Genomic DNA, 18,971 nt, shown 5'->3' with positions numbered 1-18,971 from the left:
GACGACTTCCCGGCACCGGTCGGCCTTCGAGAGGTCGGCGACCCGGGCCAGCGTCCTGTCCGCCCCGATCCCGGCGGCGACCCGGTCGAGGCCCTCGCCGTTCATGTCGGCGAGGACGAGGTTCGCCCCCTCCTCGCCGAAGCGGCGTGCGGCGGCCTCGCCGATGCCGGACGCGGCACCCGTGACCAGGACGACCTTGTTCGAGAAACGTGACATCGCGATTCCTGAATTTGGACGCCGGGCAACCCGCCCGACGCCGTGATAAAGGGCGGCCTCAGGCGCTGCGAGCCTGGTCCGGATGGCGGCCCTCGGCGAACTCCTCGACGATCTTGGCGCAGAAGGCCGGCAGATCCTTCGGGTTGCGGCTGGTGACGAGGCCCTTGTCGACCACTACCTCCGCGTCGACCCATTCCCCGCCCGCGTTGCGGATGTCGGTCTTCACCGTCGGGAACGAGGTCAGCTTGCGACCCTTCACGACGTCGGCCTCGACCAGGGTCCAGGGCCCGTGGCAGATGACGCCGACCGGCTTGGCCTGTTGGAAGAAGTCCCGCACGAACTTGACCACGGCCTCGCTGCCCCGGAGCTTGTCGGCCCCGACGCTGCCCCCGGGGATAACGAGTCCGTCGAAGTCGGAAGCCGACACGCCGTCGATGGCCTTGTCGACCGGGTACTTACCGGCCGGGTCGAGGTCGTTGTTGACCGTCTCGGCCTCGCCCGCCTCAAGCCCGATCACCGTGACGGTCGCGCCGGCCGCGAGCAGCGCCTCGCGGGGCTTCGTGAACTCAGGCTCCTCCGTCCCCCGGGGGGCGATCAGAATAGCGATGGTCTTGCCCTGAAGGGTCATGGTTGGCTCCTTTGTGCGTGGCGGGAAAGGGGTCGGCCTCAGGCCGGAATGCTCTCGGGCGAGGCGGTGTTCTCGGCGGTCACGCCGTTCTCCCGTTGGCGGAAGTCGCTCAGCGCCCGGTAGACCTGGAGCCGCGCCCGCATCACCGAACCGAGCGGCCGGTGCGCCGCCAGGCTGTGCGCGGGGCGGAAGGTCATCACCTCGTCGAAGTAGCGCACCCGCTCGGGGGAATAGGCGTCCTGCCGGGGTAGGCGGAGCGTCGCCACCGTGCGGTACGGGCTGATCGCGACCGGCCAGTCGACCGAGGCATCCTCGATGGGCTGGCGCTCGGCATCCGCCCAGAGCTGCGCCTTGAGCTCGAACACCACGTCGTCGTCCCGGAAGAACGCGACCGTGGCATGCCGGAAGCCATCCTCGTCCACGTGCGGGTCGAGGCGCCATTCGGCGAGGTCCCGCTGCGCCTGCGTCGCCGGCACCGCACCGAGCTTGGCGACGTAATCGCCGAACCGCATCGGGGCCTGGCTGAAGTAGCTGTCGGCGAGCGGATGGCTGTAGGGATGGCCGAAGAAGTCCGCCATGGCGCTCTCCGTGCCGAAGGCGTGGAGCACCTTGTTGAGGGTGCGGGCGCCGGCCGAGACCGCGCTCTTCACGCCCTCCGGCATGCCGGTCGACTTGCCTATCACCGTGCCGTCGCGCAGGAAGCCCGCCGCCGTGCCCGACGGGAAGGTCGTGCCGGTGGCGAGCACGAAGTCCTGGGTGTCGACATCGTGCCCGGGGAGCTTCTCGCCCAGCACTCCGAAGACCTTGATCGACATGCCCCGGTGGGTCGACACCCGGTCGCCCAGGGTCTCGCCGGGCCCCTGCGCGAAGCGCACGGCGACGGGGTGCGTGCCAGGCTTGGCGAACAGGCCTTGCGCGAGTTCCGGGGGCAGGTTCTCCGAAACGACCAGCTCCCCGACGACGCAAGCCGAGCTCTTGGCGTGGCTCGCGCGGACCGCGTGGTGCTCGCGCTTCTCGACCGTCTGCGACTGCTGGGTCATCCCCTGGATGATGCCGTCGATGGTCTCCTGTTCATCCGGCGCGGGCCGCTCGATGTCGGGAGCGTAGCGAAGGCTGGACATGGCGGTCTCTCCGTTGCGGTCCGGCCGCGGGAAGAGCCGAACGCATGACGTTCCTGGCCCGACCTCAGGCCGTGGGACTGCAAGTCCGCGAGGGTTCACCCCGCGGCTGGCAACCCGGCAACGCGACATTCCCGAGATCGTTCACGGGCGATTGAGTGGCCCGCAATCCGGAACGTCGCCCGTTCCGCCCGGTTCTGTCCGGAGCCGAACGAAGGAGGCCCGACCTTGCACGCACCTGTCCGCTACAGCCCCGACGTCGAGAACGTGATGCCTGACGAGGGCGAGACCATCGCCGGGCTGAACGAGACCTTCGACACGATCCTTGAGAGGGTCGCGAAGGACTCCGGGCACGCGGTGCGCTCGGTGCACGCCAAGGCCCACGGCATCCTGGAAGGGACCCTGACTGTGGAAGCGGGCCTTCCGCCCGAGCTCGCCCAGGGCCTGTTCGCGACGCTTGGCGAGCACAAGGTCTTCATGCGGCTGTCCACCAATGCGGGCGACATCCTGCCGGACGCGGTCTCGCTGCCGCGTGGCCTGGCCTTGAAGGTCCTCGACGTGCCGGGCGAACGCCTGCCAGACGCCGAGGGCACGACCCAGAACTTCATCATGGTCAACGGGCCCGTCTTCCAGACCCCGAACGCGAGGAAGTTCCTGGGCAGCCTGAAGCTGCTCGCTGGCACCACGGACCGGGCCGAGGGACTGAAGGTCTTCGCCTCGACGGTGCTGAGAGGGGTCAACAAGGCGCTGCAGGCGGTTGGGGTCGAGAGCCCGACCATCGGCTCGCTCGGCGGCGCGCCGAACGTCGACCCGCTCGGCGAGACCTATTACAGCGTCACGCCGTTCCGGTACGGCGACTACATCGCCAAGTTCTCCATCGTACCGGTTTCGCCGGGCTTGACCGACCTGACCGGCAACGAGATTGACGCTTCCGGTCGCCCGAACGCCATCCGCGAGACGGTGCGGTCCGAGATGCGTGCCGTCGAGGGCGTGTGGGAGTTCCAGGTGCAGCTCTGCCGCGACCTCGAACGCCAGCCGGTCGAGGATCCCACGGTGGAATGGAAGGAAGACGAGGCACCCTTCCGTAAGGTCGCGACGATCCGGGTCCACCCACAGGACAGTTGGGAGCCCGGGCGTGTCGACGCCGTCGACGAACGCATGCGGTTCAGCGTCTGGACCGGGCTGGAAGCCCACAGGCCACTGGGCAACATCAACCGCGCTCGCAACGCGCCCTACAAGCACTCCGCGGAATTCCGGCAGCGGTTCAACGGCTGCCCGATCCACGAGCCCACGGGGCGTTGAGCTCGCCCTGAGGAGCATGCAGGAAGGCGCCTGGGGCAAGTCGCTCTTCGTCAACCTTCCCGGATGCCATTGTCGATCCGCGCCAGGAGGTCGAACGAACTCGATGGAAGCGAACAAGGACTTGGTCCGCCATTACTTCATGGCATTCAGGGACCGCGACGCGGCTTGGTGGGAACGCTTCATCGCCCCCGATTTCATCCGCCACGACCCCGGCCTCGACTTCGAGGTCCGGGGGCCGGCGGGCGTCGCCAGGCTCAGCGAGGTGCTGCACGGGGCCTTCTCGGACATCGGGATGCACGTCGCCGAGGTAATCGCGGAGGGCGATAGCGTGCTGGCGCGGCTGCGCTTCACCGGCCGCCACACCGGCGATTTCCAGGGCAAGGCGGCCACGGGCAACACGGTCGACATCGCCGTCATGGATTACTTCCGGGTCTCGGACGGGCGGCTTGCCGAGCACTGGGCGCTCATGGACAACCTGACCCTGCTCAAGCAGATCGGCGCCGTCGAGACCTAAGGCGCCGCCGCCTACGATGATAATGTCAAACTCGCTTGCCATGAGGCTGTACGTGAGGCCGACGATTGGGTGCCACAAGCACCAAGGCTCGCGGGGGGCGGCATCGTTCGAGGTGGCTCAGCGCTACTTGGACTTTGTCGGCTGAGCTGCAGTGTCCGCTTCGGAGAAGGCACCGGAGTTGGCTGAATGGCCGAGATGGGCGCTTTGCTGCCGGGCTGGTTTCGAAGCCCCTCGACACAAGGGCCGAGGGGCCGAACACTCAAATCTCAGTCCCTTCGGCCAGGGTCAGAGCATCTTCGACGTCAACACCGAGGTATCTGACCGTACTTTCGATCTTGGTATGGCCGAGCAGAATCTGGACGGCACGCAGGTTGCCGGTCCGCTTGTAGATCAACGACGCCTTCGTGCGACGCAGGGAATGGGTTCCGTAGTCCTCGCGTCGCAGCCCGATGCCCGTGACCCACTCATCGACCAGGCGCGCATACTGACGAGTGCTGATGTGCGTGACGCCGTCGAGCCTGCTGGGAAAGGCATAGTCGTCGAGCGTTCCGCCCCTGGCCTCCAGCCATGCCAGGATGCTGGTGCGGGCAGGTTCAAGCAATTCGAACTGCACTGGTCGGCCGGTCTTGCGCTGGATGACGATGGCCCGGCTAAGGACGCGCCCCCCACTGACGAGGTCGCCGATCTTTAGCTTGACGATGTCGCAACCGCGCAGCTTGCTGTCAATGGCGAGATCGAACATCGCCCGATCGCGCGTGCGGCGTTCGCGATCGAGCCAGAACCGGATAGCCCAGACCTGCTGAGGTTTGAGGGCTCGTTTGGCGCCGAGCTTGCGGCCGGCGTTCCAGGCCGGCCGCCCTTTCGTGGCCGGATCGTGTGCTGAGTGTCCCATCGTCGATCTCCTCGCCGGCCCATGCCGACGAGACGAGAAGAGACCCGAACCGAAGCTTCGGAGAGCGGGCATATGCGGACGTTCCGCTTGCGACCCAAGCCAGTCGGTCGGAGCGGTCTGGCGAAAGCCCAAAAGCGGACCTAAGCTGTAAGGGGCGTCACCTCCAGCGGGTATCCTCCGTAATCGCTGTCAGCTCGCGTACCGCATTTTCGATCTGGGCTTCGGCTAGCGATGAGCAGCCGATCACGAGCACCTTGTCCCGCGCGTCGAGGTTGAGGTGATAGGCGGCTCGCTGGTACCAACGTTTCAGCGCCGCCTGACGCCACGACCTGACGCACGAAGACGTTGGGTGAGCCGCAGCTACAAACCCGGTATGCCGGATGTGAAACGGCGCAGCCTCCTTGAAGGGAATGACCGAGGCGATCCCGCCAGATGGCTGCAGGCGCACCGGCGCGAGGGAAGACCCTACTGCGCCACCGCGCCTGCCACGTTGTCAGCTACAGGTGCATGCCGCCGTTGGCCTGGATGAGCTGTCCGGTGATCCAGCTTCCTGCCGGCGAAGCCAGGAACGTGACCACGGATGCGATGTCATCGGGCTTTCCGAGCCGTCCCAACGCCGTGGATGAAGCGATAGACTCCAGCACGCCGGGATAGTCCCTCACCGCATTGATGAAGTCGGTGTCGGTTGCGCCTGGCAGCACCGCGTTCACGGTGATCTTCCGTTTGGCGAGCCCGGCGGCGAGCGACCTCGTAAAGCCGTTCACCGCTACCTTCGACATCGAATAGACGATGTAGTCGGGATAGGCGGCAATCGACACCGTGGACGAGGTGTTGATGATGGCGCCGCCGTCCCGCATCTTGGGGACGAGGGCCTGCGTCAGGAAGAACATCGCCTTGACGTTGGTGTCGAACACGGCATCGTATTGATCCCGCGTGGTCCCGAGGACGTCCGCTCCACCTGCGATGCCGGCATTGTTGACGAGGATGTCGATTGCATCGACCTGACCAACCAAGCGGTCGCTCGCTGCGGCGTCACGCAGGTCCGCCTGCACGCTCCGCGCCTGCCCGCCATTGTCCGTGATCGCGGCGACCGTCTTATCGGCAGCCGCCGCGTTCCCGGAGTAGTGAACCAAAACCTGCGCGCCGGCTTCGGCGAGATGGACGGCGATGGCCCGCCCGATGCCCCCCGACGCGCCTGTGACAAGCGCGACTTTTCCACCGAGTGTTTTCTCAGTCATTTTACCTATTCCCATTTAGATTGGTCTTCGTCAGGCAGCGTCGTCGGCGCCGCTTGATTTGATCCCCGCAATGAAGATCGAGGTCGCGTCGACGATGTGCGCGTGGATTTCCGCGGCACTCGGACGATCATCGAAACCACAGACCGCACGCAGGTGAATGTCCGCCCGAACCATGCCGATGAATTGCTTCGCGGCGACGATTGTATTCGGGCAGGTTATTTGACCGATGGCCTCGAAGTGCGCCAATCCACGCGCGACGGCCTCGTTGCTCGGGTCCAGCGCACTTGCGATGTAGATCCGAGCTATCTCCGGATGACGGATGCCCTCGCTGAGTACCAGCCTGCTGATGTCCAGTGCGGTGGGTTCAAGCATTCCCAGAAGCAGCTTGTTGCCCGCTTCGATCAGGTAGTCACGGACTCCCTGAAACTCATGCAGGCTGGCGTTAAAGTCAACGAACAGATCCTTGCAGCATTGCAGCATGACAGCCTCGAATAGCGAGGCTTTCGTGTCAAAATACTTGTATAGAGTTGCCTTGGAGCCGCCGAGTTCCGCGGCAATTCCCGACATCGACGTGCCGCCATACCCATCCCGAAAGAACACCTTACGCGTGACGTCGACGATATTGGCGCGTCGATCCTCCGGGGAGAGGCGACCTAGGCGTGAGTTAGTGACCACTCCGTACACTTAGGCCGCCGCCGCACGACATGCAACCGCCTTTCGCGATGAATTCACCCGACCCATGGGGAATGTCGGTGGGCGGTCCGGCGCGCAGCAGGACCGCGGATGGATGGCTGAACCCTGCGGAATGTCGAGCTTCGATGGCATCCCAGGGGAAGCATCCGGTCAGTGCGCGATGGGTTGGAGGACCGGGACGGCGATGCCCCTGTCCGGGTGCGGTACAGCGGCGCCCCGGTCGGCAAGCCTGACTACCTCGGCCCCTTCGACGGAGCCTCCACGTGACGTCCCCCCTGACGTTCACCCGCCCGCTCCAGTCATGGATCTTTGTCCGCGAGGTAGCCCGGAAGCGGACCTTCCCAGAGTCTGCAACGGGTCGTGATCGGGTACGGAGGCGATGTCCGCTTCCATCGACTACTGCCCAAAAGCAGACCGGCAGCAAACCACCCATCGGAGACGCTCAGGCGAGCGGTGCGTGTCGGCTGGATCTGGCCGAAAGCAGCCCGGCAGCTTTCAGCAGAGAGGGCATGAAGAGCGGATAGACGCATACCATGCACAGATCACACGGGATGAAGAGGCCAGACAAACGCAATTAGAGGAATACCGACCACGATCACGATGAGCGAGAGCGGTAGCCCGAGCCGCGCATAGTCACCGAAACGGTAACCACCCGGGCCCATCACGAGCGTATTACACTGGTGGCCAATCGGCGTGAGGAAGTCACAAGCGGCGCCCAGCGCTACCGCCATTAGGAAGGGATCCAGGCTGAGGCCCAGCCTGGTCGCAAGCTTCGCGGCGATTGGACCCATCACGAGAACCGTGGCGGCGTTGTTGAGAAACGGCGTGACCGCCATCGCCAGGATCAGTACGGCGCCGAGGGCTGTGATCGGTGAGAGACCCTGCACCAAGGCCGTGAGTTGGCCGGCAATCAGGTCGGCGCCGCCCGTGCTGCTGACGGTCTCGGAGATTGGGATCAAGGCACCCAGGAGGACGAGCACGGGCCATTCGACGGCTTGGTAAGCCTCGTGCGGCGTCAAGCTCCGCAGAAGCAGCACGGCGACCACCGCACCGAAGAAGGAGACAGCGACGGGCACGACGTGAAGGGCGACGAGGCCCATGGCCAGGAACAGGATCGCGGCCGGCAGCCAACTCCGGTCGTTCCGGCCGAGGGCTATCTCCCGAGCGGCGAGGGGAAGCACCTTGAGCGTCCCGAGGGCCGATGCCAACGCCGCACTGTGCCCGCGCACCACGACGACGTCCCCAGCCCGGAAACGGACGGCGGACAGGCTCTGTTCGATGCGGCGGCCGCGCCGGCTGACGGCGAGGATGCCCAGACCGGAACTGTGCTCCAGATCGAGTTGAGCGGCCGTGCGCCCGACGAGTTCGGACTCCGCCGTCACCACGCCCTCCATCACCACGGCCTCCGCCGCGGGCGCGGCGCCGGCTAGGGCCAGTCCGGTGCGTGCCACGAAGCGCTCGAGGGCGTCCGGCTCGCCGTTGAGCAGGAGCACATCGTCGCCCCTAAGCCGGAAGTCCGGGCTGGCCGGGTAGCGCCGAAAACGCTCGCGCAGGATGGTGGCGACGCTGACATCCCCGTCGCCCTGGGCCTCCAGGAAGGCCACCGTCCGGTCGACCGCCGGATGCTCCGGCGGGAGGCGCGCCTCCGTCGTATAGCGCTCCAGCGTGAACGCCGCCTCCATCGAGCGCGTGCCTCCATCCCGCCGGGGCAGCAGGCGCCATCCGAGGCAGAGAAAGACGAAGCCTGCCGCGGCCACGCACAGACCCACGGGGGCGTAGTCGAACATGCCGAAGGGTTTACCGGTCAGGTCGGCGCGGACCTTTGAGACGATGACGTTCGGCGATGTGCCCACCAGCGTGACGATGCCGCCGATGAGCGAGGCCGAGGCCATCGGCATGAGCAGCGCCGAGGGTGTTGTCCCGCTGCGGCGGGCGACTTGTAGCGCGATCGGCATGAAGATGGCGAGCGCACCGACGTTCTTCGTCACCATCGATAGAAGGAGGACCCCGGCCACGAGGATCGGCACTTGGCGGACCGGGCTGGTCATGTACGGCATGAGCGGACGCATCAGGGTCTCGACCGCGCCGGAGCGAGCAATGGCCACCGAGAGGACGAGGGCAGACCCGACGATGATCACGATGTCGTCGGAGAATCCCGAGAACGCCTTGTCGGCGGGCACGAGCCCCACCGCGATGCCGACGGCGAGGGCAGTCAGGGCCACGAGATCGTAGGGCAGGCGATCCCACACGAAAGCGGCTACCGTCAAGCCGATCAGGCCGAAGGCGAGCACTTGATCGACGGTCATCCAGAGACACCTGTTCGGGACACCGTCGCAACGGCGCGGGCTGAGAGGGGTAGGCGTTGGAGCAGGCCGGGGAACGACGAGATCATCCGGCAGGGGACGGGGGAGCGGACGCGGTCGATCGCCGGCACCGCGCTATCCCCCCCGGCCGGCGGCAGATCCTCGAGGTGGTCGGGCAAAAAGTCGTCCATGGCTTTTTGCAGAACCGCCACCAGACCCTTATGCCGCTGAGTGTCAATCTGGCGCGGCTTTCCGGCGCGGAGCGCACCGCCCTCGCTCGCTTCGCCGCCGTGGTGGCCCGGTCAAGCGGTCCAGCGCCGGTGCTCGATCCGATCCGGGCTTGGCTCGTCGCCTCGGGGGCCGACGCCGAGATCCTCGCGATGTTCGATGCCGCCCTTCGGACGCCGCCGCCGCTCGACGAGGCGTTGGCGGGCCTGAGCGAGCCCGACACCGGCCTGATCGGCTTCATACTCTGCTTGATCGCCGCCCGGCACACCGGGCCGCCGGGATGGGCCTTCGCGGACTACGTCGCCTTGCATCGCGGCCTGCCCACCACGGCCGTGCGTGCCGCAGAGCGCCGCTACCGCGTGTGATCATACGTCCGTTGCGCCTTCCGTGAGCGCCTGCAGGGATACCTGCAAGGCATCGTCGCTCACGAGCAGGTGGCGCGAGATGTCGGCGAGGGTCAGCCAGCCCACCACCTTTCGAGTCCCATCGACCACCGGAAGGCGCCGAACGTAGTTCGACCCCATGATGTCGAGGGCCGCGCGGAGGGAATCGCCGGGATCGCAGGAGAGGACGGGGCGCGAGGCGACCTCCTGGACCGCCACGGAGGTGGGATCGCGCCCACGGGCGACGACCCGATAGAGCAGATCCCGATCCGTGACGATGCCGACCAGCTGATCGGCCGAGCCGACCGGCAGCGCCCCCACCTCGATTTCGCCCATCAGGACCGCCGCAGCCTGCACGCTCGATTGCGGCTCTATGAACTCGACGTCGCGGGCCATCACGTCGGCGACGCGAAGGTGCTCGGCGGACAGTTTCGGCATTGCGCCCTCTGCAAGGTGGGGGACCGGTGTGACAGCCGCCGTGATCGCCTCGGCGATGACGGCCGATCATCACTTTCTCAAAGCCAGGACGACGCCTCCCAGCGTCAGCGCCATGGCCAGCATTTCCCGCGGACCCAAAGGCTCGCCGAGGAACAACGTCGCGGAGAGGATGCCGATGTGAGGGACGAGCAGCATACTCGTGGAAGCCGCCACGGGCGGCAACCGTCGAAGCGCCTCGAACCACGTGAGAAAGCAGGCAGCCATTGGGATCAGGGTGACGTAGACGAACGCCCATGCGCTCGCGCCGCTGAGCGCCATGACGGCCGGCCGTTCGAGCGTTATGCCGAGCACCACCATCGGCAGACAGCCCAGTCCGACTTGCCACGCGGTCATCGCGAAGGGGGGCACTGGCAGAGCGCGGCTATTAAGGACCGCGCCGAGCGCGAAAAGGACCGCAGCCGCGAGCGCGAATCCGATGCCGGGCAATTTCTCCTCGCCCAGGGCGCCTGCGCCAGCACCGAGCAGCACGCCGATCCCGGAGAGGCCGAGCACCAGCGCGAGTAAGCCCCGCAGCGTCGGGCGATGGCCGGACACCGCCCAGGCGAACAAGGTCGCCCAGACCGGCATCGAATAAACCAACAGGGCGGCCTCGCTGACGGTAATCCAGCGCAGGCTGAGCGACGAGAAACCCATCCACGCAAAGACGTTGGTGTACGCTGCCATCGCCAGCCGGGCGCGAGCCCCCCGGGGCACGGAGAGACGTTCGCCGCGCATCAGCGCTACAAGGGCGAGCAGCATTGCTGCGATCAGGCCCGCCGCGCCCCGCCCGAACAGCGGGGGCCAGCTTTGCAGGACGACCTTCATCGCCAGCCAGCCGAACCCCCACCCGAGCGCGGTCACGAGGAGCGCCGCAAAGCCGGTCGCGCGGTTCGTGTTTGCTGGTGACATGGTGGCTGGCGTAGCCGATCACGCTCCATTGTCGAGCTGCGTGATCGACGTATCTCAACGATTTTTGCGACCCTGACTCGTCTCGGATTCGCGATTTCCACATTCAGAAGTGTCGGCTCGGAAGCAGCCTTCCTGCTTTCGACCCATCTGAGACGTTCATGCGGGCGGTCAGCGTCGGCCGATCTTGGCCGAAACCTGCCATTCCGCTTCGGAATGCCGCCCGAAATGCGGACATTCTCCTTCCTACTCGACGGCGGCCCACTGACACGCGCAGGGTCATGCAGGAACGTAGCCCGTAGGCAAAAGGTAGCTTCGAAGCTACTGTTCAGATAGGTCGCATTTCCTTCGGCCGGCTTGATCACAATAACGCTTCAGATGGCGTCAGCCGAGCCTGCGTCGAAAGTCCTCCATTAGCTACGCGTCCACGCAGCATGTACGGCCCCAGTCGCCGTATCCGGCTTCGCCGCTCCGATGAAAATCACGACCGGACCATGAGAGTCGCGCCGAGGATCATAGAAATCGAGCAGGCCGGGATGGAGGCGCTGGATGAAATGTGGTTGCCGGCCGCTCCGGCGCAGCAGGTAGTCGATGACGACTTGATCGCCATGCACCGCGTTGGGCACCGGACCGCAGGACCCCGGACTCATCCAGCGGTCGGGGTCGGCCGCGAAGGTCGTATAAAGCGATGCAAGCTCGTCCCCGGACCAGCGCAGCAGCGCGCTGGAGAGGCGCCCCGCGTGGAAATAGTCCTCCATCGCGGCGAGGCCGGGCTCGGCCAGGGCATCGGCCGGGCCGGTCAGCACCGTATCAAGGTCGCACAGGAGGGTCGGACCCGTGCTGAGACCGGGCCGGAACGCCTCCATCTTCGCCCACCAGGCGGGCCAAGCGTGCCGGAGGGGGATCGTCTCCACGCCCTGGACGACCACCGGCAGGTCCGTGAGGCAGAGGATCCGCTCGAAAGCCGGGGCATGGCGGCGGATGCCGGCCGCGAGGCGGGCGACCCAGGTCGCGTCGTAGCGCCCGCCGCCCTTCAGGACGGCGATCAGGGTGGTCATGATATCATCGCTCGGTCGGAGATGGCGGATGCACACGGATGCGTCCGGCCGCCTCGGCCTCGGCGAACCATGCGCGCTCGGCCGCCCAGGGATGACCGGGCCAGCCGTCGAACCCGAAGCCAAAGGCCTGCACCGGTCTGGCACTCGCCGGGCGGCCGAGTAGCAGCGCGAGCGTCACGAGGAAGCCGGTGCTCGGATTCGGGTGTCCCACCGTGTGGGGGCCGAGTAGGGTGTTAGCCTGCTGGTGGAGCGTCTCGGGCAGGAGGAGAACCGGGCAGCCCAACGGTTGCAGCAGCGCTAGAAGCTCGCGGGTCCAGCAGATCGGCTCAGGGACGTTTTGCTCCGCCGGCAGCATCGGGAAGGGCAGGATGAAGGCCTGCGCGGCGCGGACCACCGGACGCTTGAGGAAGTTCCGGTCCGCCAGCCATTCACGCGTCTGGCCACCGCGGTTGACCAGTGCGAGATGCGTGATGCGGTGGCCGGCTTCGGCACCGAAACCGGGCGCGTTGTTGAAGCGGACTACGCTGTCCGGCGCATCGATCGCGGCTTCCCACGCACCCGTCCCGGGCGCGTTGCCCACGATGGCGAGGGACCCGTCGGCGGGCAGGCCGGCGCGTCCGGCGGAGAGGGGGTCGACGTCTGGGAGCACGTGCGGCAGGGGTTATGGAAACCGCGAAGGTAAGGCGCGGGCCGGACGCATCCAGGCCTCTCCTGCCGGATGGCGGGCGCGGGAGAGGGGATCATGCGGCGGTGTTTCGTCTGTGCGGCCACCACGATCGGGCCGAGTGACCGGACCTTGTCCTATCCGGATGGTGAGCGCCGCGCCTTCCCGCTCGCCTGCAACGCCTGCGGGATCCTGCTCGTGGAGAATGGGGATGCGGAGGCGTGCCGCGCGCATCTGGCTCGAAGCCTCGCCGGTCCGGTCTTCGTGCCGGACCGGGAAGCGCCCTACGGCCTCGATCTCTACACCCTGCGTAGCGCTGCGAGCCGTTGGCGGCTCGGCGCCAGTCCCCGCGACGAGGCCGGCCGCGCGGAACTCCGGCACCCCCACGGTACCCGGGCGGCCGAAGCTGAGCTGTTCGCCCTTGAAGCCGCCGACGGACGCCCGGTGTCCCTTGGCCTCATCTGCCGTCCGGCGGACCGGGACGCGGTCCTGGCCTCGCTGCCGGTGCAGGCTGACTGGACGGACGACGTCGTGATCCTGATCGACGGGCCGGCGCTGGCGGCGGAGTCGGTCATGGTCGCGGGCTTCGCCGCGGGGGCGGTGCGCGTGGCCGCCCGCCCCCTGAACGGGGATTTCGCCGCGCAGCGCAATACCCTCCAGGGCTTCGCCCGCCACAGCTGGATGCTGCAACTCGACGCCGACGAGACGCTCGAGCCGGCGACCGGTCGCTTGCTGCCCCCCTTGGCGGCCCTCGCAGAGGCGGAAGGCGTTGTCTCCGTTGGCCTCGCCCGGGCGAACCGGGTCGACGGTGTCCTCTCGGACGTCTTCCCGGATGTCCAGTATCGACTGAACCGCACCAGTCTGCTGTACGCCGGTCGCGTCCACGAGCGCCCTGTTCTCGACGGCGGCTGGCCGGGGAGTCTCATCGCTCTGCACGGTTGTATCGAGCACCGCCTCAGTTCGGCCCATGTGCGGGCACGTTCGCGACGCTACGAGGCGCTCGATCCCGGTCGCGGACGTCTGGAGGAGGAGGCCGCGCTGCTGCGTCGCTACGCAGACTAACGGGTCGGAGCAGGCCGGATCCGCGGCGGCTACACGATCAGCCGCCGCGCGCCGCCGCGATCGCCCGTTCGTAGAGCGCCAGGGTCTCGCGCCCGAGGCTCGCCCGGCTGAAGCGCCCGGCCGCCGACAGGGCGCGGGCGCGGTAGGCGCGGCGCAGGTCCGGATCGGTGAGGAGCGGACGCAGGGCATCAGCGAGGGCCGGTCCGGTCGCGGCCGAGGCCAAGGGACCGGCGCCGGGCGCTCCGACGAAGGCGCGGGCGTTCGCATCCTCGGCGCAGGCCACGACCGGTCGGCCGTAGGCGAGCGCCTCCTGATAAACGAGTCCGAAGCTCTCGTAGCGCGAGGGCGCGAGCACCGCATGGGCCTCGGCATAGGCCTCTGACAGCGATCGGCCGTCGATCCGACCCCTAGCCTGTATGTGCCGCCGCGCAACCTCGGGTAGATCGGCCGGAAGATCGTCTGGCGGGACCCCAACGAGGTCGAGCCGAAAGGCGGGCAGCGCACCCTGCGCATGCTCGGCACCGAGGATCGCGGCCGCGCCGAGGAGGGCGCCGAAACCTTTTCGCGCCTCCGCCCGCCCGACGAAGAGCAGGCGGACCGGTTCCGCCGCCTGGGGATAGGCGGCGCCGCGAGCGGCAGCGTCGACTTCGGGGGGAAGGCTGAGACCGATCACCGCTTCGGGCTGCCGTCCGGTCAGCCCGTAGACCCGAGCGATCACCGCCCCGTGCGCCGCGGTGTTGGCGATAAGCCCGGCGCTTCCGCCGGCCTGTCGGCGCTCCAGGCCGTCGGCCATCCAGCCATCGAGGCGGTTCCGCAAGCTGCCGGCCGGGTCGCGTGTGAAGGCGGCCGGCGTCGAGCTGCGGGTCACCAGCGGCAGGTCTCGACGGCCGGCCAACAACGCGGCCGGCGCGTACCAGTTCGTCGCCTCGACGACGTCGAACGGCGCCTCGTCGTGGGCGGCGAGGACGGCGAGCCGGAAGGCGAGCGGGGCGGCGAGATGACCGGCCGAGCCCCAGAGGCGCAGGCGCGCCAAGGGGCTTCCGGGCGCCAGGGCGAGGCCCGAAACCGCGACGCCGCTCGTCCGTTCATGTCCGGTCCGGTCGAAGGTAAAGACCGTCACCTCCGCGCCTGCCTCCGCGAGGCTCTCGGCGATCTCCCGGGCCGCGGTCGACAGGCCGCTAGGGGATGGCGGGTAATCCCAGGTCAAAAGGGCTGTGCGCATCAGGCGGCGAGCAGGCGCTGGTAGAGGGCCAGGTAATCCCGCGCCATGCGCTCGGCGGTGAACCGTTCCTCGAATCGGCGGCGGACTGTTGCGCGGTCAAGCTGCCCGATGCGGGCGAGGGCTGCGACCGCCTCGGCCTCGGTGGAGACGATGAAGCCCGTGACCCCGTCCTCGACGATCTCGGGAACCGAGCCCCGGTTCCAGGCGACCACCGGTGTCCCGCAGGCCATCGCCTCGATCATCACGAGGCCGAAGGGCTCGGGCCAGTCGATCGGAAAGAGGAGGGCCTGGGCGCCCCCCAGGAGCTCGCCCTTGCGGGCATCGTCGACGGGCCCGAGATAGGTCGCATCGGTACCGAGGAGGGGCCGCACCCGCTGATCGAAATAGTCCGGGTTGCCGACATCGATCGTACCGCCGAGCTGGATCGGCAGACCGGCGGCGCGGGCGATGCGGATCGCCACGTCGGGCCGCTTCTGGTCGGTCATGCGGCCGACGAAGGCGACATGTTCGTCCGGCGCTGCGCGGAAGGGGTAGCGCGCCCGATCGATCCCGTGATGGACGATGCCCGCCTGGTTCGTGGCTGGGATGCCGGCCGCCTGTGCGGCCGAGATCGCTGCCACCGGCAGGTCTGGGAAGCCCCGGAAGAACAAGGCCCGATCGAGTTCGTCCACTCGCCAGTGGATGGTGGTCAGGCTGTGCCGGCGACGCGTGCCCAAGAGAGCCGCATGCGCGAATTCGCCATGGCAATGAATGATGTCGAACGCATCCAGCCGCCGGCGAAGGGCCTCCAGCTGCAGGGCGTCCAGGGCGGCCGGTACCCCGGGTGCGACGCGCCCGTATTGCCGTTCCAGAGCCGCAAGGCTCGGGTAGTCGCCGACGCGCGGCAAGTCTGTCGCACTGTCCGAAGAAGCAAACAATGTTAGTTCCACGCCCAAGCTTCGTAGCGCCGTGCCGAGATCGTGCACAACCCGCTCGGTGCCGCCGTGATGGTCTGGGGGAACGGGAAAAATGTTTGGAGCGACCTGCGCGACGCGAAGCACAGCAACCTCTTTACATATGTTAAGCCGGGGCGCGGCGATCGCTTTACATAAGTTAAGCGCACAGAGCCGCTCGAGAGCCGCAGCGTACGCCTGATGTTCGTCCTGCATATCGCCCTGCAGGGCTGCCTGCGCGGCGACGGCGTCGTCTACGGACTCACCGCCGACACCGGCGGCCATATCCGCTACTTGCTCGATCTGGTTTCGGCCTCGGTGCAGGACCGCGATCTCACTCGGATCGTGGTAGTGACCCGTCTGTTTCGCGGCTCCCTCGGCGCCGCCTACGCCGTGCCCGAAGAGCCGATCGCCGACAAGGTCACGCTCGTGCGGCTCGCGAGCGCGTCCCCGGATTACCGCGTCAAGGAGGCGATGCACGCCGAGGTCGCGTCCTTCGCCGAAAATCTCATCACCTGGATCACCGCCCAGGATCGGCCGCCGGATCTCATTCACGCGCATTACGCGGACGCGGCGACGGTGGCGGCCCTGGTGGAGGATCGCCTTGGCATCCCCTTCGTGTTCACGGCCCATTCCCTCGGACGCGTGAAGGCGACGATGCTGGGCGCGGTCCCCATCCAGCCAGATCTCGTCCGCCGAATCGCCGCCGAGGAGGAGGCGCTGGCACGGGCCCAGCTCGTGATCGCCTCCTCGCGGGACGAGGCCGAGGTGCAGTACGCCGGCTATGCGGCCTACGATCCCGGGCGCGTCCGCGTCCTACCGCCAGGAAGCGACCTCGCGCGCTTCGCCGCGGCCAAGCCGCATCCCTGGGTCGACGCCGCGATCGACCGCTTCCTGAACGATCCGGACAAGCCAGCGATCCTGGCGCTCGCCCGGCCGGTGGCGCGCAAGAATCTTGCGGCGCTGGTGCGTGCCTACGGCGAGAGCCCTGCGCTCCAGGCCCGCGCCAATCTCGTGATCGTCGCAGGGACCCGCGACGACATCGACACCCTCGACGGCGACATGGCCGCAACCATGCGCGACCTCCTGGTCCTGATCGATCGCTACGACCTCTACGGGCGCGTCGCCTACCCGAAGACGCACCGTCCGGAGGACGTGCCGGCGATCTACGCTCATGCTCGGGCCCGGGGCGGCCTGTTCGTCAACCCGGCTCTTAACGAGCCCTTCGGCCTGACGCTGCTTGAGGCCTCTGCCGCTGGCCTGCCGCTGGTCGCCACCGACAGCGGCGGCCCCAACGACATCGTCGAGACCTGCGGCAACGGGCTCTTGGTCGATCCACGCGCCCACGGGGCGATCGCGGAAGCGTGCCTGCGGATCCTGGGCGATCCGGCCCTCTACGCACGCTGCGTGGCTGGCGGCGCCCGGGCGGCTGCGGCCTATGACTGGGACCGGCACGCCGCCCGCTATCACGTCCTGCTGCGCGCGCTGCTGGCCGCGGAGCCGTCCACCCAAACACCCCGGCAACTGCTCGTCTGCGACATCGACAACACACTGGTCGGCTGCGATGCGGCCATGGGGATCTTTCGCCGGTGGCGCAGCCGGCAGGCGGGGCTGGCCTTCGGCGTCGCAACCGGCCGGTCCTTCCACAGCGCGATGGCCGTGCTGGAGCAGCAGGACAGTCCACGGCCGCAGGTGATGATCACCTCGGTGGGGTCCGAAATCTACCACCTCGACGGCAACGGCGTGACCTACACGGGGGACGCCGCGTGGCGCCGGATCATCGCGCCCGGCTGGGATCGGCTCGCCGTGCAAGTGGCGCTCGACGGGCTTGACGGGCTGAGCCCCCAGGGTCCACTGGAGCAGCGGGTCCTGAAGCTGAGCTATTTCGGTGATACCGCGGCCGAACAGCGCGTCCGCGCGCGTCTGGCAGAGGCCGGTATTGCCGCGCGCGTGATCCACAGTCATGGACGGTATCTCGACGTCCTGCCCGAGGCGGCCTCGAAAGGTACCGCCGTCGACCACGTCCGGGCCCTGTACGACCTCCCGGAGCACGCCGTGTTCGTGGCCGGCGATTCCGGCAACGACATCGAGATGCTGGGCGCCCGGGTGCAGGCGATCATCGTGGCGAACTATTCAGACGACCTCGCGAGCCATGACGCCCTGAAGCACTCCTACGTGTCCCGCCGGACCCACGCCCGGGGCATCATCGAAGGGGTCTCGCACTTCCGCCGGATGCTCGCCGATGTCGGGTGAGCACGGGGGGGAGCCGGCACCCAGCGTCCTGACTCTGGTCCGCGGACGGACCGACCGCCTGCGCAACCTGATGCAGGGTCTCGCTCGCCAGACGCTGCCCCCGCGCGAACTCGTCATCGCCTGGATGCAGTCGGAGCGTGCGCCGGACCTGCCTGATCCCGGTTGCCCGGTCCGGCACCTCCACGTGCTGGGCGAACCGATGCCGCTGGCCGCCGCGCGCAACCGGGCCGCCGAGGCAGCGTGCGCTGAACTCCTCGTCTTCCTCGACGTGGATTGCATCCCGTCGCCGACTCTGACGGGCGCCTATGCGCGGGCCGGCGCCACGGCGCGGGGGCTGTTCCTAGGCGAGGTCCTCTATCTTCCGCCGGGAGCGGGCACCGATGGCTCCGAGCCGACGGTGCTGGACCGCCTCGGCCGTGCCCATCCCGCCCGGCCTGCTCTGCCCGAAACCGGTCTGCGGCCGGAGCCCGATGCGGGCCAGCTCTGGGGCCTGTCCTTCGCGCTGCCTGCTGCGGCTTGGCACGCGGCCGGCGGCATGGACGAGGCCTTCGTGGGCTACGGCGGTGAGGAGACGGACCTCGCCGCCCGGCTCGCCGCCTCCGGGCTGCCAACTTTCTGGGTCGCGGGCGCCCGCGCCTATCACCAACACCACCCGGTCCACGTCCCGCCGCTGCAGCATTTCGCGCCGATCCTCGCCAACGCGACGCGCTTCCGGGCACGACATGGACGCTGGTGCATGACCTACTGGCTGGGCCAGTTCCGCGAGGCCGGGCTGATCGACTGGGATGCCGACGCCCCTGCGATCCGCCTGATCCGCCTGCCGACCGGACCCGAGATCGCCGCGGCCCTGCGGCCCGACGCCCTGTTCTCTTGAGATCGAGC

The 18,971-nt window shown here is 68.0% G+C and carries 19 protein-coding genes; 6 read left to right on the top strand and 13 right to left on the bottom strand.

Annotated features, from left to right (window positions below):
* The 3 genes from BMY19_RS27955 to BMY19_RS27945 form a co-directional block, all read right to left on the bottom strand.
* The coding region (locus BMY19_RS27955; RefSeq protein ID WP_139215725.1) for an SDR family NAD(P)-dependent oxidoreductase at positions 1 to 216 on the bottom strand (216 nt) is incomplete at its 3' end.
* Between the two features lie 58 nt (positions 217 to 274).
* Positions 275 to 844 (bottom strand): type 1 glutamine amidotransferase domain-containing protein, encoded by a 570-nt coding sequence (locus BMY19_RS27950; protein WP_100253651.1) that lies wholly within the window; start codon positions 842 to 844, stop codon positions 275 to 277.
* 38 nt (positions 845 to 882) lie between these two features.
* Positions 883 to 1,965, bottom strand: a complete 1,083-nt coding sequence (locus BMY19_RS27945) for a catalase family protein (RefSeq protein WP_100253650.1) — start codon at positions 1,963 to 1,965, stop codon at positions 883 to 885.
* A gap of 225 nt (positions 1,966 to 2,190) precedes the next feature.
* Here BMY19_RS27945 and BMY19_RS27940 point away from each other — a divergent pair, with 225 nt between their 5' ends.
* On the top strand, positions 2,191 to 3,264 hold the full coding sequence (locus tag BMY19_RS27940; protein WP_100253649.1) for a catalase family protein: 1,074 nt from the start codon (positions 2,191 to 2,193) through the stop codon (positions 3,262 to 3,264).
* A 103-nt stretch (positions 3,265 to 3,367) separates the two neighbouring features.
* The gene (locus tag BMY19_RS27935) at positions 3,368 to 3,778 is read left to right on the top strand and encodes an ester cyclase (RefSeq protein ID WP_100253648.1); all 411 of its coding nucleotides are present in this window, start codon (positions 3,368 to 3,370) and stop codon (positions 3,776 to 3,778) included.
* 259 nt (positions 3,779 to 4,037) lie between these two features.
* On the opposite strand, the gene BMY19_RS27930 is transcribed toward BMY19_RS27935, so the two are convergent.
* The 4 genes from BMY19_RS27930 to BMY19_RS27915 form a co-directional block, all read right to left on the bottom strand.
* Positions 4,038 to 4,670: a tyrosine-type recombinase/integrase gene (locus BMY19_RS27930; RefSeq protein WP_100253647.1), complete on the bottom strand. Its 633-nt coding sequence runs from the start codon at positions 4,668 to 4,670 to the stop codon at positions 4,038 to 4,040.
* 497 nt (positions 4,671 to 5,167) lie between these two features.
* A complete protein-coding gene (locus BMY19_RS27925; RefSeq protein ID WP_100253646.1) occupies positions 5,168 to 5,908 on the bottom strand; it encodes an SDR family NAD(P)-dependent oxidoreductase in 741 nt (246 codons plus the stop codon).
* Between the two features lie 30 nt (positions 5,909 to 5,938).
* Entirely contained in the window at positions 5,939 to 6,592 is a 654-nt protein-coding gene (locus tag BMY19_RS27920) for a TetR/AcrR family transcriptional regulator (RefSeq protein WP_100253645.1), read from the bottom strand.
* 551 nt (positions 6,593 to 7,143) lie between these two features.
* Positions 7,144 to 8,907, bottom strand: a complete 1,764-nt coding sequence (locus BMY19_RS27915; protein WP_100253644.1) for an SLC13 family permease — start codon at positions 8,905 to 8,907, stop codon at positions 7,144 to 7,146.
* A 56-nt stretch (positions 8,908 to 8,963) separates the two neighbouring features.
* On the opposite strand from BMY19_RS27915, the gene BMY19_RS27910 reads away from it, so the two are divergent.
* The gene (locus BMY19_RS27910; RefSeq protein WP_139215724.1) at positions 8,964 to 9,497 is read left to right on the top strand and encodes a hypothetical protein; all 534 of its coding nucleotides are present in this window, start codon (positions 8,964 to 8,966) and stop codon (positions 9,495 to 9,497) included.
* Here BMY19_RS27910 and BMY19_RS27905 read toward each other — a convergent pair whose 3' ends face one another.
* The 4 genes from BMY19_RS27905 to BMY19_RS27890 all read right to left on the bottom strand — a co-directional run bounded on the left by BMY19_RS27905 (position 9,498) and on the right by BMY19_RS27890 (position 12,605).
* Positions 9,498 to 9,953, bottom strand: coding sequence for a CBS domain-containing protein (locus BMY19_RS27905; RefSeq protein WP_210186934.1), 456 nt, complete (start codon positions 9,951 to 9,953; stop codon positions 9,498 to 9,500).
* A gap of 69 nt (positions 9,954 to 10,022) precedes the next feature.
* Positions 10,023 to 10,901, bottom strand: a complete 879-nt coding sequence (locus BMY19_RS27900; protein WP_100253642.1) for a DMT family transporter — start codon at positions 10,899 to 10,901, stop codon at positions 10,023 to 10,025.
* Between the two features lie 410 nt (positions 10,902 to 11,311).
* Positions 11,312 to 11,956: a hypothetical protein gene (locus BMY19_RS27895; protein WP_100253641.1), complete on the bottom strand. Its 645-nt coding sequence runs from the start codon at positions 11,954 to 11,956 to the stop codon at positions 11,312 to 11,314.
* Positions 11,957 to 11,960: 4 nt separating this feature from the next.
* Positions 11,961 to 12,605 (bottom strand): hypothetical protein, encoded by a 645-nt coding sequence (locus BMY19_RS27890; protein ID WP_100253640.1) that lies wholly within the window; start codon positions 12,603 to 12,605, stop codon positions 11,961 to 11,963.
* Positions 12,606 to 12,698: 93 nt separating this feature from the next.
* On the opposite strand from BMY19_RS27890, the gene BMY19_RS27885 reads away from it, so the two are divergent.
* Positions 12,699 to 13,682: a glycosyltransferase family protein gene (locus BMY19_RS27885; RefSeq protein ID WP_100253655.1), complete on the top strand. Its 984-nt coding sequence runs from the start codon at positions 12,699 to 12,701 to the stop codon at positions 13,680 to 13,682.
* A gap of 37 nt (positions 13,683 to 13,719) precedes the next feature.
* On the opposite strand, the gene BMY19_RS27880 is transcribed toward BMY19_RS27885, so the two are convergent.
* A complete protein-coding gene (locus BMY19_RS27880) occupies positions 13,720 to 14,904 on the bottom strand; it encodes a glycosyltransferase family 4 protein (RefSeq protein WP_100253639.1) in 1,185 nt (394 codons plus the stop codon).
* On the bottom strand, positions 14,904 to 15,944 hold the full coding sequence (locus tag BMY19_RS27875) for a glycosyltransferase family 4 protein (RefSeq protein WP_100253654.1): 1,041 nt from the start codon (positions 15,942 to 15,944) through the stop codon (positions 14,904 to 14,906). Before BMY19_RS27875 ends, BMY19_RS27880 begins: the two co-directional genes overlap by 1 nt.
* Before the next feature lie 93 nt (positions 15,945 to 16,037).
* Between BMY19_RS27875 and BMY19_RS27870 the strand changes: the two genes are divergently transcribed.
* Together BMY19_RS27870 and BMY19_RS27865 are read left to right on the top strand one after the other, a co-directional pair.
* Positions 16,038 to 18,089: an HAD-IIB family hydrolase gene (locus BMY19_RS27870; RefSeq protein ID WP_100253638.1), complete on the top strand. Its 2,052-nt coding sequence runs from the start codon at positions 16,038 to 16,040 to the stop codon at positions 18,087 to 18,089.
* Positions 18,079 to 18,963, top strand: coding sequence for a glycosyltransferase family 2 protein (locus BMY19_RS27865; protein ID WP_100253637.1), 885 nt, complete (start codon positions 18,079 to 18,081; stop codon positions 18,961 to 18,963). Before BMY19_RS27870 ends, BMY19_RS27865 begins: the two co-directional genes overlap by 11 nt.
* The last annotated feature ends 8 nt before the right edge of the window (positions 18,964 to 18,971 follow it).

Origin of the sequence: Methylobacterium sp. UNC300MFChir4.1 (assembly GCF_900110155.1) — a bacterium.
In the GTDB taxonomy this organism is placed as follows: domain Bacteria; phylum Pseudomonadota; class Alphaproteobacteria; order Rhizobiales; family Beijerinckiaceae; genus Methylobacterium.
Note: the sequence above shows the minus strand (reverse complement) of the source record. Positions and strands in the feature narration are given on the sequence as shown.

Bases quoted from the DNA above. Each gene is read 5' to 3' on its own strand.
- BMY19_RS27950 (WP_100253651.1), bottom strand. From the start codon at position 844: ATGACCCTTCAGGGCAAGACCATCGCTATTCTGATCGCCCCCCGGGGG.
- BMY19_RS27945 (WP_100253650.1), bottom strand. From the start codon at position 1,965: ATGTCCAGCCTTCGCTACGCTCCCGACATCGAGCGGCCCGCGCCGGAT.
- BMY19_RS27935 (WP_100253648.1), top strand. From the start codon at position 3,368: ATGGAAGCGAACAAGGACTTGGTCCGCCATTACTTCATGGCATTCAGG.
- BMY19_RS27930 (WP_100253647.1), bottom strand. From the start codon at position 4,670: ATGGGACACTCAGCACACGATCCGGCCACGAAAGGGCGGCCGGCCTGG.
- BMY19_RS27925 (WP_100253646.1), bottom strand. From the start codon at position 5,908: ATGACTGAGAAAACACTCGGTGGAAAAGTCGCGCTTGTCACAGGCGCG.
- BMY19_RS27915 (WP_100253644.1), bottom strand. From the start codon at position 8,907: ATGACCGTCGATCAAGTGCTCGCCTTCGGCCTGATCGGCTTGACGGTA.
- BMY19_RS27905 (WP_210186934.1), bottom strand. From the start codon at position 9,953: ATGCCGAAACTGTCCGCCGAGCACCTTCGCGTCGCCGACGTGATGGCC.
- BMY19_RS27900 (WP_100253642.1), bottom strand. From the start codon at position 10,901: ATGTCACCAGCAAACACGAACCGCGCGACCGGCTTTGCGGCGCTCCTC.
- BMY19_RS27895 (WP_100253641.1), bottom strand. From the start codon at position 11,956: ATGACCACCCTGATCGCCGTCCTGAAGGGCGGCGGGCGCTACGACGCG.
- BMY19_RS27885 (WP_100253655.1), top strand. From the start codon at position 12,699: ATGCGGCGGTGTTTCGTCTGTGCGGCCACCACGATCGGGCCGAGTGAC.
- BMY19_RS27880 (WP_100253639.1), bottom strand. From the start codon at position 14,904: ATGCGCACAGCCCTTTTGACCTGGGATTACCCGCCATCCCCTAGCGGC.
- BMY19_RS27870 (WP_100253638.1), top strand. From the start codon at position 16,038: ATGTTCGTCCTGCATATCGCCCTGCAGGGCTGCCTGCGCGGCGACGGC.
- BMY19_RS27865 (WP_100253637.1), top strand. From the start codon at position 18,079: ATGTCGGGTGAGCACGGGGGGGAGCCGGCACCCAGCGTCCTGACTCTG.